Consider the following 15,417-nt stretch of genomic DNA (forward strand, 5'->3'; position numbering starts at 1 on the left):
AGGGCGGCTGAAAAATGATATCTCCAGCCACCCGTTTACTGTCAGTGTCATGCCAGGTTATTCAGATCTTTTCTTTCTGCCGTAAAGCACGATCCCGGCAGCAGTCAGCATGCTTATAGCCAGCAGGGCTGCCCATAATGCCGGATCACTGTTATCCCCGGTATTTGAACTGCCTCCCGTCTGTCCCGATGTATCAGGAGCCGCATTATTTGTATATGTATTCACAAATACCATGCTGTCTACTGCTGTTTCTTGTACGTGTACATAGTGATCTCCGTTTTCAGAGCTTCGCTTCTCCGCAGGGAACAGTTCGAAGCTGCTTCCTGTGCCGATAAAATGGAAAACAGCGTGGTAAACAGCATCCGAATATGTCCAGCCTGCACTGCCTGTATTCTTTTCACGGATATAGAATCCCTCACTGATCATCTCTTCGACCTGTGAAGCAGGACCTGTTATCATGATCTTGCCTTTGTAGTCGCCTGCACCGCCGGTTTCCACTTTCGCAGTTACAGTAACATCCTTATATCCTTCAGTATTGCCATTGCCTATATCAAAGATCTCGAATTCAAAAGTCTGCTTGCCGGGAGCAACACTGCCGCCCTGCTTGACAGTCTTGACGAACGGCATCTCGATCGTAGTAACAGCTTCCTGTGTTACAAAATGCACGTTTTTATACAAGTTAAAGAATTGTGTACCGCTTGAAAGGAGATCGATTTCCGTACCTTCTGAATCAACTGCTTTCGCAAAGCTGAGCTGATATCCCCCTGAAATTTCAGGGTTGTTGAAAAGCGCAGGGATATTCTCCGTATTGCTGTTTTTGGCATCAATATCAGCAGCTTCGACCGTAAAAAGAGAACCATCCGGACAGCCGGAAGGATATGCTCCGTCAAGCTTGAGTTTTGCACCGCCTTTGACAGTCAAGTTTCCCACAGCCCATATTGCTGAGTCCTCTGTGGAGACAGCTTTTACCTCGCCGCCATCGATCGTCATATGGCCTGTGGAGAAGAGACCTGGGAACGAGCTTTCGGCTTTAAGCTTTGAGCCGCTTATTATAATAATTCCGCCGGTTTCACCGCTGACTTTACGGATAAATGCCGCATTGCAAGACTCCCCGGTCGCCTGCAGCACGACATCGCTGTTGTTTGTAACGCTTAATCCGCAGGCATCTATTCCGGCATTCAGTGCTTTAGAATCTAATTTTGCTCCATCTATCTCGACTGATTCGTCTGAAGCTATCCCTACGCCCTTATCAGCTTTGATCTCAACATCTGCATTATCGGAGATCCTGACATTGCCCGCTACGGAAATACCGTCAAAATATTCTCCGCCTGCAGTGACTGACAATTTCCCGCTGCCGGTGATTTTAACATCTGAACTCGCTATGATGCCGCCGCCTTCCTTCAGATCGATACTGTTCGTACCTGATAATGCTATATTCAGGTTCGTATTTCCAGTCATTATGATCCCATAATTATTATTAGTCCCACCTTTTGTAATGGCAGCATCGTTCAGCGTCAGGGTCGCTGTGTCGGGGTCATAAGTCGCAGTTCCATCACCACACTTAATGGAAAGCTTTTCACTCGTAAACGGCTCTCCGTTTACATACAGACCATAGCCTGTATCTGCAAATACGGTGGCTGGGATCAAAGCGATCACCATTATGAGCCCGAACAAAATACTCAAACTTCGCTTTTTCATTTCATCGTTCCTCCTTTAGAATGGGAGTGTTTCATTTTGAAATATCACTACATACCGGCCCGCCACAGGAGGGGGGTGTTCCAGTTTATGCTATTATACGTGATTATTCGATCCGATTCAACAGCTTATTCTAAAATAAGTTTTTGTTTTATTCAAAAACATTCTCATCTTCTGGTGTATACTGAGAAACTTTTGCTTTTCAGGGTCCTGTATCTCCGATCCAGGTGAAAACTTCGCTTTTCCGCAGCACAGCAAAGCCGCGGTCAAAGACCGCGGCTTGTCATGCCGCAGGACTCCGGGAACGGAGTCCTGCGATGTCTGGCAGGCAGTTTACCTGCCGACCAGAACCTCTCCTCTGTCATTCACGCCGATGACTTTCTCCCCGTCATCGCGCAGCGCGCCGATATATCTCACGATATCGGCAGTGATCTCCTCGCCCGGGCAGACGAACGGGATGCCCGGCGGGTACGGGATGATCGAACCCGCGCAGATACGACCTTCTGCGCTTTCCAGCTTCACAAACTCCTTCTCCATCGGCACCTCGCAAAGTCTGCCGGCTGCCGGGATGCTGTACGCCTTGCGCTTTGCAGCATCAGCCGCCTCGGTATCAGGCCCCTGCGCCGCGATCTCCCTGAGTGCCGCAAGTGTACGCTCCATATCATCCCGGGTATTGCCGATGCCCGTCATCAGCATCAGTATATCGCCCGTGTACAGCTCAGCGAAGATGCCCTTCTCCATGAGCAGCTGCTCCAGTTTCGCTCCGTCTATCCCCAGCGCACCCATATCGAGATTTATCTTGGTGATGTCCATGTTGTCCGCTTCCATTATTCGCAGCCCTTTTATCTTCTTTGCTTCTTCGTAAAAGTAAGCAAGATCGTCTCTCCACTCCTTCATGACCTCCGGGCCGTGATCTGTCAGCAGATCTGCATTCATATCGAGAAATCCCATCAGGATGTACGAAGGACTCGTGCTCTGGATCGCCTGCAGCTTGTCTTCCAGCACATACCTGTCGACCAGCTCCGAATTCAGGTTGAGCACCGCGCTCTGAGTCAGTGATGCCAGCGTCTTGTGTATGCTGTTTATCACGATGTCCGCCCCGCAGTCCTCTGCCGCCTTTGCCATACCTTCTCCGCACCCGAACTTGTGGAAAAACTTCAGGTGTGCTCCGTGCGCCTGATCCACGATCAGCACTTTGCCCGCATCGTGAGCGATCTTCGCGATGCTGCTGATGTCGCTGCAGATCCCGTAATAGTTCGGACTCGGCAGTATCACCGCTTCAGCCTCGGGATTCTCTCTGATGCAGCGCTCGATCTCCTCCGGCGCTACAGCTCCCAGTATCCCGTGCTCCTCTATCAGCTCCGGCTGCGCGTACACCGGCCTGATACCGCCCAGCGTCAGCGCATTGAACACTGACTTGTGGCAGTTTCGCGCCATGATCAGCTTGCCGCCCGGCTTTACCGACGCCAGTATAGCAGCTATGATCCCGCCGCTGGTCCCGTTTATCTGCAGATATGAATGCTGTACATCATACAAGCGGCTGTATTTCTGCTGTGCTTCCATGATGATGCCTTCTGCCTGGAACAGATTGTCGGCGCCCGGTATCTCGGTGATATCACAGTCCACGAAATTGTCGAGGAAATCCCCGTAGCCGTACTTTCTGAAAATAGCAGATCCCTTGTGTCCCGGCATATGAAAAGACGCCGGTTTCTCACTTGCATGCTGTAACAAAAATTCTCTCATCGTATTACTCCTAAAATTCTCTTATTCCCAAAATGCGACCGCTCTGATCGGTGCGCCGTCTGCGTTTTCCCACTTCAGCGGCAGTGCGAAGAACCAGAACAGATCATCTCCGCACTTGTCCAGATCCTTGAGATTCTCGATATTCACGATCTCATGCTCTCTGAAAAGCTTCTTGTGTATAGGCAGATCTTCGTCAGGTATCGGATCTATGCCGATGACATCGAGACCGACGCCCTTCTTGTCTGTCGTCAGTATAAAGTTTACCACATCATCGTCGATGCATGGATAATCTTTGTAATAATCTTCTGTTCCCCACCTTGCGTCCCAGCCGAGGTTGAACAAGAGATAATCAGCTTCAACAGCCTTGCTGCCGTATTTCGTGATCCTGTCGATCGTTATCGTCTCGCCCTCCTTGAGATCTCTGCAGTCGATGACGAGAGCCCTTCCTACGAACTGGCTGACAGGGAAAGCGTCCAGCGTCGTTCTGTCAGCAAACAGATGATTCGGCGGGTCCATATGAGTTCCGGTATGCGAATACATCGTCATCAGTGTTTCCTTGAAGCCGTCCTTCTCATAGGTGTTGGCCTGCTGCAGCTTCGGCTTTTCCGTTCCCGGGTATACCGGCATTTCCTCAGAAATAACATGTGTCAGATCGATAACTTTCATTTTGCACCTCCTGTTTGGATTTCAGATTTGGTTTTTATTCTTTGAGTCCGGCGCGCTCTGCGCCGGCAAACTTACATGTCCGGCGGTATACTTAGTTTTTCTCACTTTCCGCCTGTTCTTTTTCTCTCTCCATTTTAGCCGCATTCGGCTTCGCATAGAACTGGTAAAAGAGCATCAGTATCGCGAAGAACACCAGTACACATATCGCAGTCTCAAGGCTCGAGATGAACGATGAGTAAAACAGCACTCCGCAGCCTATCAGAGCGATAACGAAGAAGAAAGTCTTTCCCTTGAGCTTCCATGGAAGCGCTGCGTATTCTTCAGGGAATTTCTTCTTATATGCATAACTCGCTATAACGGTTATTATCAGACAGACGATACCGCACGCACATGCTACGTTTGCCAGCATGGTATACGCATTCTCGAACTGCGGCACGATGCCCATCAGCAGAAGCAGCACGCCGATCACGAACGCAACCGTGAGTCCCACATGAGGAACGCCTCTCTTGTTCACTTTGCCGAATGCCTTAGGCACTACACCGTGAAAGCTCATGCCGTAAAGAAGTCTCGATACTGCGAAGATCTCGCCTATCAGACATGTCACGCATGCTATCCATGCAGCAATATTCAGCACCATACCTGCCGCATTTCCGAATACATACTGTGCCGCGATCGTAAACGGCGAAGCCATCGTCGAGTATTCCTTGTAATTTACAAGACCAAGACATACCAGTATCGCTGCGGCATAAAGAAGAATGATCGTCACGAACGCCCAGAACATCGCACGCGGCATGATCTTTGCATTCTTAACTTCACCTGCGGCAGCCAGAAGCGATAGCGGCCCCATGTACGCGTACGTCCCCGCACAGATCGCCAGTACCACGCCTTTTGCACCAAACGGAGCGAACGGCGAGTAATTGCTCCTGTCCACATTCCCCGTAAGGATACCCGCAACGGTGAACACCACCATTATACCTACGAGTACGATTATCAGACCCAGCTGAGTCTTGCCTGTAACATCTCCGCCCAGGAGGGTCACCACGAATACCACCGCCAGCAGACCTATGCCCCAGATAACCGCCGACACATCAGCATTGTCCGTCCACATAAAAAAGTAATTCGATATGTACCCTGTTCCCAGACCTACAGAACCCAGGAAAACCACATCCATCGCGATATTCCCGAACGCCGCGAACACGCCCCAGCGCGGTCCGAGCACGCGCTTGCTCCAGTCATGCATCGAACCTGCGACCGGCATACCGACCGCCAGCTCTGTCGCGTTCATACATACACACATCAGCATCAGACCTGCGATCGCATATGCGATGACGCATGACGGTCCTGCCTGCTCCGCACCGGAAGCCACCATCAGGAATATGCCGTCTCCGACTACCGCGCCTACACCCAGCGCCCAGATCTGCCAGAAGCCCATTTTCTTGTTCAGGCTGTCTCCACTTTGCATATTGCACCTCCCATTATAATAAGTTCACTGCTTTCCACGTCGACAAGAAGCATTTTGATAATGTGATGATACAATGAGCCGGCTGAGTGCACAACGTCTAATTGTCTGAACATTTTTTAAATTTTTTAATACATTTTGTATGAAAATGGTGTATCATATCCGTATACAATCGACATTAACGTACGAGTCCGGCATTGCTGCCTTGTCCAGTATGCGAATCAGCATCCCGGTGCATATGTTTGTCGGACTCGTTTATAAAACCGCCAGGGAGGTGCAAATGTTCACGATCAAGGAATTTCTGGGGATGGATCTCATCCCGTGGTATAAAAATCTCACTTCTGCCGGTCTCCCGGAAGATCGTCCGATCGAGCACGTTTCCGTCAACGACCTGCCGCTCGACGATTTCATACGCAAAAACGAAATGGTCATCAGTATCGCTACGCCTTATATCGAGGAGGAAGCACTGATGACCGAATTCATCAAAGGCCTGATCGAAGCCAAGGCCAGTCTTTTTCTTCTCGCCCTGCCTTCAAACACGATGGAGCTGAGCGACGCCAATGCAAAGCTGGCACAGGACGGCGGCCTGCCGATACTGCTGATCCCGTGGGACGTGCGCTTTGCAGATATCGTAGAAACGGTTCTCGACAGACTGCACAAGGACTACAATACCGCTGTAGACAAAATGAAAAAGCTGCAGGAGGATATGCTCAAAAGCTTCCTCAACGGCTCCGACATAGCCGCTGCAACGCAGATAATCCACCGGGCGCTCGGCTGCAGGATCGTGATATCAGACAGCAGCGGCAATATTATCAGCGGCTCCGGCAGGACCGCGGAAATGACTGCGCTGCAGCTCAAGTCGAACGGGCATCTTTACGGATGGCTTTTCCTCGACGGCATGAAGACGCAGAAAAGCCTTGATCTGCTGGCGAGCACGCTTTCCCCGCTGCTTTCTCTCTGGTTCTACCGCGAGGAGATCATCGCGACCACGCAGAGCATGGCAAAGGAGGATCTTATCTGGCGACTCGCGAACGGCGGAGACCCCGGTTCAGAAAAAATCATGCGCTCCGCAAAGCTTATGGATCTGCACCTCGGCCGCACGTACGCGTGCATCGTCGGCCGCGTGCGGCTCGGCGCGAACAGCTCGGACGACTGGCAGAAAAACTGGATCGACTCCAACATGAACACAGTGCGCAGCATCTTTGCCGAAACTGCACGTTCACTCGACCGTGAGGTGATGGTGACACACCACAACAATGCGATCATCATTTACTTCGAGGTCTCACCGGCCTCCGGCAAGACGCAGATCGCACATTTTCTCGACCTTATCGAGGAAAGGTTACGTTCGACATCGAAAAGACTTCTTTTTTCGTGGGGCATCAGCGAGATCCGTGACGGGGCTACGGATTTCAGGAATTACTATCTTCATGCAAAGCTCGCGGAGGAGCTGTGTGCGAACGACAACAGGCTGGGCCGCCGGTACTACTACGAAAACACGCTCATATACAACATGATGTCGCTGCTTTCCTCCGATGAGGAAGTGATGAGCAACGCATACAGGATAATCTCTCCACTGGTAGAATACGACAAGAAACACGGTTCCCAGCTCATCGATACACTGCGCACATACCTGATATGCAAGAATATATCCGAAGTTGCCAGGAGGCTGGGCAGACACAGGCAGACGCTGCTGTACCAGCTGCAGAGGATCGAGGATCTGACCGGACTTTCGCTGAAAAACAGCGATGAACTCTTTCTGCTCGAATGCTGCATGCGCCTGCAGGTCGGCTTCACAGCCGTCGGCTCGGACGCCTGAGATGCCGGATGCATTCGGCAGACTCAAGTACGGCGGGCAGATGCGAAGCGCCGTTGATCCGGTACATTCATGCGCGGGATGTGCTGTTCGATACGTCACGACGCTGTGACCGGAACCCCGGCATGCCGCACCCTGCGACTTTGCATGAAACGCTCGGAACCCCCGGCATGCCGCGCTCTGCGCCTTTGCATGAAACGCTGGGAAGCGATTTTGTTATTTAAATACTTTATCACGCTTCCATGATATGGTATACTTGTGAATAAAGTATCAATTTTAAGAATTGACCTGAATTCGAGAATCAATATTAAAACATTTTAGTAGAAATGGGGAAATTTTAACATGGAGAATTTAAGAAAAGAATATGAGAGCAAGCTCATAACTGCAGAAAACGCAGTGAAACTCGTCAAGTCAGGCGACTGGGTGGACTTCGGATGGGGTGTCGGCATCCCTTACGATCTCGACGCTGCGCTGGCTGCAAGGATAAAGGCTGAGGATCTTTACGACCTCAAGTTCAGAGGCGGTATCGCGCTGAGAGTCCCTGAGATCTTCAAGATCGAAGACGCTCCGAAGCACCTCTGCTGGAACAGCTGGCACATGACAGGTATCGAGAGAAAGGCTGTTGGCCAGGGCATCGCGTACTATGCGCCGATCAGATACTCCGAGCTGCCTAGATACTACAGAGACCTTCCTGATCCGGTAGATATCGCGATGTTCAGAGTCGCTCCGATGGATTCCGACGGATATTTCAACTTCGGACCGAGCGCTTCACACATGGCTGATATGTGCAGCAGAGCAAAGTGCATCGTCGTGGAAGTGAACGAAAACATGCCGGTCGCACTCGGAAGCAAGGTGGGAGGAGAAAAGATCCACATCTCAGAGATCGACCACATCGTGGAGAGTACGAACACTCCTATGGAAGAGCTCGGCGCAGGCCCTACGAATGAGATCGATGAAAAGGTCGCACAGTTCATCGTTGAGGAGATCCCTAACGGCGCATGCCTGCAGCTGGGTATCGGCGGCATGCCTAACGCAGTAGGCTCACTGATCGCACAGTCAGACCTCAAGGATCTGGGAGTGCATACGGAAATGTACGTTGACGCTTTCGTCGACATCGCTATGGCCGGAAAGATCAACGGTTCATGCAAGACTATCGACAAGGGCAGACAGGCATACGCTTTCGGAGCAGGAACGAAAAAGCTTTACGATTACATCAACAACAACCCTGAATGCCTGAGCGCACCTGTAGACTACACGAATGACATCAGAGTAGTCGGTGCTATCGACAACTTCATGTCCATAAACAATGCGGTAGACATCGACCTGTTCGGTCAGGTAAATGCCGAGTCCGCAGGGATCAAGCACATCAGCGGAGCAGGCGGTCAGCTCGACTTCGTGCTCGGCGCATATCTTTCCAAGGGCGGAAAGAGCTTCATCTGCTGCTCGTCGACTTTCAAGGACAAGCAGGGCAACGTGAAGTCAAGGATCAAGCCGACGCTCACAGAAGGCTCGATCGTTACGGACACAAGAACTAACACACATTACGTGGTCACAGAATACGGCAAAGTAATCCTCAAGGGACTGACTACATGGGAAAGAGCTGAAGCGCTCATCTCGATCGCTCACCCTGATTTCAGAGAAGAGCTCATCAAAGACGCTGAAAAGATGGGTATCTGGAGACAGAGCAACAAGCGCTAGTCCGGCCGGAAAATCTACAAATCGACAAATTAAAAACGCACCGCACTGACATGTATGTACAGTTTGGTGCGTTTTTTATAATACGATGCTACTGCTCCAGTTCCTGAAGCGCCTCCACGAAAGTAGGCAGGAACTGCTTTTTCCTCGACACGATGCCCCTGAGCACGATCTTTTCATGATCTTCCGGCACATTGAAAGCATCCCTTGCAGTCTCTTCCGCCATTTCTCCGTGGCACAGCAGCTCGGTGCTCGCCTCGACGATGTTCGTCATCATCAGGAACATCATATCCAGCCCCTGGCTCCTCATCACAGTTTCAAGGCTCGGTTCGACTTTTGCTCTGATATTGTCGAGCTCGTCCTGATCCATCGATGTCACCTGGCTCACCCCGAACGAATATCCGTCATTTGAGAAGATCTTGAAATCCTGATAGCAGATCTCCTCAGCCGTCTTGCTCTGCAGGCTGCTCGACGCCTCGAACATCCGGTGTGCAAACTCTTCGATATTTATGCCTGCCAGCTCTGCCAGCTTTTCACAAGTCTTCCTGTCAACAGGTGTGCATGTAGGCGATCTGAACATCAGCGTATCGGAAATTATCGCAGATGCGAGCAGTCCCGCCGTCGTCGGGCTCGGCGTGATGCCCTGTTCTGTGTACATCTGATAGATTATCGTCGCGGTGCATCCCACCGGCTGGTTCCTGAAAAACACCGGTCCCAGCGTTTCGAACCCGCCGAGCCTGTGATGGTCTATGATCCCCAGCACCTCTGCCCGTTCGATGCCGTCGACCGCCTGACTCACCTCGTTGTGATCCACCAGTATCACCTTTTTACGATGTATATTGAGCAGTCGTCTTCTCGAAATCAGTCCGAGATACATCCCGTTCTTGTCGATCACAGGGAAGTTGTGGAATCTGTTGGTCTTCATCATTTCCTCGACGTCCTCGAGCGAGTCTGTCAGCTGGAAAGTCATCAGATTTTCGTGTGTCATGCAGAAGCTGACTGGGATACTCTGGTTGATGAACCTCGCTGTCGTGAAGGTATCGTACGGCGTGCTGATGATGATGCAGCCTCTGTCTTCCGCCAGCTTTTTTATCGTTTTCGTCGGCGTCGATCCCTGGCACATTACCAGACATTTCGCCCCCAGCTCTATTGCCGTGAAGTGCGTCTCGAAACGGTTTCCGGTCACTACCAGGTCATTCTCCTCTATGAAGCCCTCCATTATATCCGGACTGGAAGCCGCGATCGTCACCTTGCCCTTTTCAAACACTTCGTTGTGGTCGCCGCATATTATCCTGCCGTTAAGTGTCTCTGCGATGCTCGAAAATCTCGTTCTGGCTGTCGCCAGCACATGGCTGTCGCTTTCGTCCATATATGACTTGGCGATATCCGTTATCGAAACGATCCCCTGCACCCTGCCGTCCGACAGCACCGGCACCGACCTCGCGTCCTGCTCGGCCATCAGCTCCCATGCTCTCTTTATGGAATCATCGTTGTCTATGCCTGCGATCATGTTGAGGTCTATATCACTGATATCCGGCTGCACCGTGCCCAGATACAGCGGCACCTCCACTCCAAAGTACTTGAGTACGAACTTCGTTTCCTCGTTCACGATCCCCGCCCTGCAGGCGATGTAATCGGCATCGCCGCTCTGGTTCCTCAGCTCCGCATAGGCTATCGCCGAGCAGATCGAATCGGTGTCCGGGCTCTTGTGCCCTATGACAAAAACTTTATCTTTGGTATGCGTGTCTTCGTTATTCATTATTATCGTATTTCTCCCACTAAAAATCTCTGTGCTGTGCCGTCGTCTGCGCTTTACGCGAGTTCCGGCTTGCAGATAGTATATCATATATATATGTAGCTCTACAAAGGGGGAAGGTCATTTTCAGGCCCTCTGAAATGTAAATTTTCTGTGAAGACGGTGAAGCCGCAAATATTTATTCCACAGCCACGGTATTTATGTTAGAATTATTTCATGCAAAGATGCAGGTGTCCGACGATCGTGAGCGTTATGGAAAACCGGCACTGTGCAGATTTGCATAACTGACAGCAGATCTAAAATGCATTTATTCAATATAGGAGGTATCATAATGAATATAGTTTGTTTAGACATGGAAGGCGTACTTATCCCTGAGATCTGGATCGCATTCGCCGAGGCAACGGGCATCGAGGAGCTGAAGAGAACGACTCGTGACGAGCCGGATTATGACAAGCTCATGGAGTACAGACTCGACATCCTCAGAAAGCACAACCTGGGAATCAAGGAAATACAGGAAACTATCGGTAAGATGGACCCGATCCCGGGCGCAAAGGAATTCCTGGATGAACTGAGAAGCATCACTCAGGTGATCATCATCAGCGATACATTCGAACAGTTCGCTCAGCCTATGATGGAAAAGCTCGGCTGGCCTACTCTGTTCTGCAATTCTCTCGAGATCGCAGAGGACGGCACGATCCTGAAGCATAAGATGCGCTGCGAAAAGTCAAAGTACACTACAGTAAAGGCTCTGCAGTCGATCGGCTTCGAAACTATCGCAAGCGGCGACAGCCACAATGATATCGGCATGATCCAGGCAAGCAAGGCAGGCTTCCTGTTCAAGAGCACAGACGCTATCAAGGCGGAGTATCCTGAGCTTCCTGCTTACGACGAATACGACGATCTGCTCGAAGCTATCAAGGCAGCGCTTTAATCCGAAGGCCTTGGCCCAGGACTGCGGAAACCGCGAAGAGAGTGCCGCATTGCCGGTGAAGATGCTCAGTGCACCGATTCGCAGGTCTTAACTTAGAGCCGCGGGAACAACTCAAATAGTAATCGACCCCGTCACACAGCTTTTCAAGATATCACGGGCTGTGCTGACGGGGTTTTTGTCTTTTTTCGATCTTTTGGGGCTCTTTTTTGAGGTGTCATTTTTGCGGGATCCGGAAAATCTGCTGGGAACCAGCGCAGCGTATTTCCATAATATGTCATCCACCGGCAATCGGCACGACGTTTGCTTCCATAATATATCGCCCAACAGCATATCACTGCAATCACCTTACTCAGGCTTTTCTTTTATTCAGGAATTTATTTAGGCTTATACATTTCTCTCTTGAGCTGCGTGAAATCACTGCTCGAAAGCGGCGTCTTCTCAACGCAGTATACCGGCATCTGCCTCTTTGCAAGCTCTTTGAAATACGGGATCGGCGGCACGCACATCTCTGCTCCGAATGCGCCCCTCTCTGTGATCTCACCGTTGTATATCATCTGCGCAACGATCGACGGAGGCACACCTGTATCAAGAGCACCGGCCATGAAGCCCCATTTTTCACTTGTGCGGATCACACATTCCACGGCGATCTCCTTCTCTATACCGTCCTTCGTGCCGGTGACCTCAGCTCTCAGCACATCACAGTCGTTCAATTCTCCATCATTACTGCCGTCATAACGCTCCAGATACCTGTTCACCACCGATACCATCGTGCGCAGCGGATTGACCTCCTGCCCCGCCGCCACAACAGGTTCCTCCGATGCAAACCCCAGGTCTGCCAGGAAGCTGATCCTTTCCTCGAATCCGGCAGGCAGAGAAAGCTTGAAGCTCGCGTTCTTTATACCTTTATCTCTAAAGGAGCTTGCAAACTGCACAGGTTCCGAGTGTATACAGTAAAATGCATCGGCTGCGCCTATCGGTTCGGAGAATGCGATCGTTTCCTTGCCGCTGCCTGCAGGTACCGGCACGAGCTCTCCGTCTCTTAGGATCCACGGTTCCAGCGTATGCTCTTCCATTACTGTCAGCAGCGAATACGGTATCCCTATCACGGCATCGGTTTTTGTAAAGTCGCCGCACGCGCATATCGCTTTGGCTTCTTCGATCGTGTCGAGCTGGCTTGCGGCATAGCCTGCCATGACGTTCATCGTACCCGGCGTGCTTCCCATGCCAAGCACAGCCGTCAGACCTGCTTCCCTGAATCTGTCGTTCAGTTCAAGCTGCTTCTTAGTCACGTGGAAAAGTCCGCCGAGATCTATGTAGTGCGCATGGACTTCGAGACACGCGTTCATGATGTCTATGTTCCAGTTGTACTGTACACAGTTGAGCACAACGTCAGCACCATTGATCACTTCTATCAGCTTGTCGTGATCGCGAACATCAAGCTGTACGGCCTTGAGACCGAATCTGTCGGCGACATCCTTCGCCTTCGCAAAATCATAATCGGCTATCAGGATCTCCTTTTCACCCGGACTCAGCTCTTTGTCACAAAGGTCCGTACAGCAGATATTACCCTGCAATCCTGCTCCTAAAATAACCAGTTTCATCATATCAAAAATCTCCTTTCATATGTTTGTCGGTCGAAGACCGACATAAAGGTTACACCCTCGCGGTGGTTCATATATCTTTCGGCCGCAGGCCGATTTTAGTACCATGATCCCGATGCCTTTACATACTATCCGGCACTGCTCAGGCCATACGGCCGCACACCTGCGCCGTGCAAAAACTCCGGCCCGGCCCTATCAGACAGTTACGAACCCTGCTATCAGATATCCTATTATCGCAAGCCCCGCCCCTATCAGTGCATACGGGATCTGCGTCAGCGCATGATCCATATTTTCGATGCCCGCTGCCGATGATGACAGTACAGTCGCATCGGAATAGAAACATGCATGAGCTCCGAACGTTGCCGAAGACAGGATCGCTGCAACAGTGATCAGCGGGTCAGCGCCTACCGCAGCTCCCAGCGGAACTATGATCGGTATGGTCACTGCCGGTACGCCCCAGCAGCTTCCGGTAACAAATGACAGACATGCCACGATGACAAATGCCGCTGCCGGCAGTATCCCCGGCGTCACATGCGGCGCCACAGACTCGATGATAAACTCCGACATCCCTATAGCCGCGAGCACTTTCTGCAGAGTAAGCGCCGAAATAATGATCGCGAACATCAGGAACATATCAGCAAACCCGGTCATGAACGCATCCGAAAAATCACTGAACGTGATCCTTTTCCTTACCATGTACATAACCGTCGCCACTACTGTGCCTATAACTACTCCCGTAAGCAGATCCATGTCGAAGTACAGCGTGCCTGCGATCAGCGCTGCCATAGGGATGATGAAATCCCATATGCTCGCTGCGTTGTCAGGATCATAGTCTTCGTCCATATTGAATTTCCTGCTTCCTTCGTTATATGTCATTCCCGTTTCAGCCGTTCTTGCATAAGCCTTTTTCATCGCCCCGATCTTAGGTATCACCCCTAAAATCACCAGTGGAACTATCACTGTAGCCGCCATCGCATAGAACGAAAACGGTATCGTCTTGATAAATATATCCATCCCGTCCCCCAGAGGCGCGAGCGTCGGCTCTTCAGCCAGCATACTCGCCCAGTAGACCGCCTGAGTTGAGATCGGGATCAGCATGCATACCGGGACGCCGGTCGAATCGATGACATATGCCAGCATCTCCCTCGGTGTCTTCTGCTGATCGCAGACAGTTCTCATGGCATTGCCTATCGTCAGTACATTGAGATATTCATCCACAAAAATGACGATCCCCAGCAGCCATGCGATAAACATTGACTTCTTTTCACTCTTCGAGTACTTCAGTACGAATTTCGTAAACCCTGACGTCGCTCTGGCCTTTCGCATTATAGCGATAAATGATCCAAAGATCCCCACAGTCAGGATCACCCATATGTTGCCCGTATCCGACATCGTCTCGTACAAAAAACCGAGATATCCTTCGAAAAACCCTTTGCCGTAAGCGATTATGCAGCCTACTATACCGCCGAGAACAAGAGCTTCGAAAGTCTTCTTCGTGATCAGCGCGAAAACTATGATCAGAATCGGTGGCAGCAGCGTGATGATACCGAAATTATCCATGTCAACCCTCCTTTTAACCAAATATTTTTCGGGCTTGTGCCAAAGCCCGGGGCCCATAAATCAACAACAACATGTGCACGCTACCATATACTGCAAAACCTCTGCCATGCTTTCAATGCATGCACGGAAATCGCCCCTCTGCCTTTTTATGCAAAGGCCGCGAACGCCTGAATTTTCAGACTTTTACACACCTGCAAAAAAACTGTGGTTTTTTGTGAACTAACTTTTATTCATAAAAATGTTATCGCACTGACCTTCTCTGCAAAGCCTGCAGGTGCCATTTATCCGCAGATCCGTCCAATACCCCGGTATTTTTCCGGGAAATAATAAAAAAACAGAGCTGTGACGCATTTCTGCGTCATTCAGCTCCTGACCAGCATTTTTTGTTTTATTTTACAGCGCAATAATAGGGTAGAGTGAGTATACTCACCCTCCCATTGCACCGTACGTACGGTTCTCGTATACGGCGCTACATCAATATAGAATCAAATATTGCTC

General features: G+C 50.7%; 10 protein-coding genes. 3 read left to right on the forward strand and 7 right to left on the reverse strand.

Going from position 1 to position 15,417, the window contains the following annotated elements; all coding sequences use genetic code 11:
• Window positions 1–57 precede the first annotated feature (57 nt).
• From OCV59_RS02720 to OCV59_RS02735, 4 genes are all read right to left on the reverse strand, one after another.
• Window positions 58–1,698: a carbohydrate-binding domain-containing protein gene (locus tag OCV59_RS02720; RefSeq protein WP_147592914.1), complete on the reverse strand. Its 1,641-nt coding sequence runs from the start codon at window positions 1,696–1,698 to the stop codon at window positions 58–60.
• Window positions 1,699–2,028: 330 nt separating this feature from the next.
• Complete coding sequence (locus OCV59_RS02725; protein WP_147592916.1) at window positions 2,029–3,438, reverse strand: aminotransferase class I/II-fold pyridoxal phosphate-dependent enzyme; 1,410 nt, start codon at window positions 3,436–3,438, stop codon at window positions 2,029–2,031.
• A 21-nt stretch (window positions 3,439–3,459) separates the two neighbouring features.
• The gene (locus tag OCV59_RS02730; protein WP_147592918.1) at window positions 3,460–4,104 is read right to left on the reverse strand and encodes a cyclase family protein; all 645 of its coding nucleotides are present in this window, start codon (window positions 4,102–4,104) and stop codon (window positions 3,460–3,462) included.
• A 91-nt stretch (window positions 4,105–4,195) separates the two neighbouring features.
• The gene (locus tag OCV59_RS02735; RefSeq protein ID WP_147592920.1) at window positions 4,196–5,566 is read right to left on the reverse strand and encodes an APC family permease; all 1,371 of its coding nucleotides are present in this window, start codon (window positions 5,564–5,566) and stop codon (window positions 4,196–4,198) included.
• 277 nt (window positions 5,567–5,843) lie between these two features.
• On the opposite strand from OCV59_RS02735, the gene OCV59_RS02740 reads away from it, so the two are divergent.
• Entirely contained in the window at window positions 5,844–7,379 is a 1,536-nt protein-coding gene (locus OCV59_RS02740; RefSeq protein ID WP_262584069.1) for a helix-turn-helix domain-containing protein, read from the forward strand.
• Between the two features lie 339 nt (window positions 7,380–7,718).
• Window positions 7,719–9,074 (forward strand): butyryl-CoA:acetate CoA-transferase, encoded by a 1,356-nt coding sequence (locus OCV59_RS02745; RefSeq protein ID WP_147592924.1) that lies wholly within the window; start codon window positions 7,719–7,721, stop codon window positions 9,072–9,074.
• An 88-nt stretch (window positions 9,075–9,162) separates the two neighbouring features.
• On the opposite strand, the gene OCV59_RS02750 is transcribed toward OCV59_RS02745, so the two are convergent.
• Window positions 9,163–10,830 carry a putative manganese-dependent inorganic diphosphatase gene (locus OCV59_RS02750; RefSeq protein ID WP_147592926.1) on the reverse strand — a complete coding sequence of 556 codons (1,668 nt, stop codon included), beginning with the start codon at window positions 10,828–10,830 and terminating at the stop codon, window positions 9,163–9,165.
• Window positions 10,831–11,158: 328 nt separating this feature from the next.
• Between OCV59_RS02750 and thrH the strand changes: the two genes are divergently transcribed.
• Window positions 11,159–11,758 (forward strand): bifunctional phosphoserine phosphatase/homoserine phosphotransferase ThrH, encoded by a 600-nt coding sequence (gene thrH, locus OCV59_RS02755; RefSeq protein WP_147592927.1) that lies wholly within the window; start codon window positions 11,159–11,161, stop codon window positions 11,756–11,758.
• Window positions 11,759–12,132: 374 nt separating this feature from the next.
• On the opposite strand, the gene OCV59_RS02760 is transcribed toward thrH, so the two are convergent.
• Both OCV59_RS02760 and OCV59_RS02765 read right to left on the reverse strand, forming a co-directional pair.
• Window positions 12,133–13,362 (reverse strand): saccharopine dehydrogenase family protein, encoded by a 1,230-nt coding sequence (locus tag OCV59_RS02760; protein WP_147592929.1) that lies wholly within the window; start codon window positions 13,360–13,362, stop codon window positions 12,133–12,135.
• Between the two features lie 192 nt (window positions 13,363–13,554).
• Complete coding sequence (locus OCV59_RS02765; RefSeq protein ID WP_262584070.1) at window positions 13,555–14,919, reverse strand: Na+/H+ antiporter NhaC family protein; 1,365 nt, start codon at window positions 14,917–14,919, stop codon at window positions 13,555–13,557.
• Window positions 14,920–15,417 lie beyond the last annotated feature (498 nt).

The sequence above is a fragment of the Brotomerdimonas butyrica genome (genome assembly GCF_025567305.1).
Lineage (GTDB): Bacteria > Bacillota > Clostridia > Peptostreptococcales > Anaerovoracaceae > Lentihominibacter > Lentihominibacter butyricus.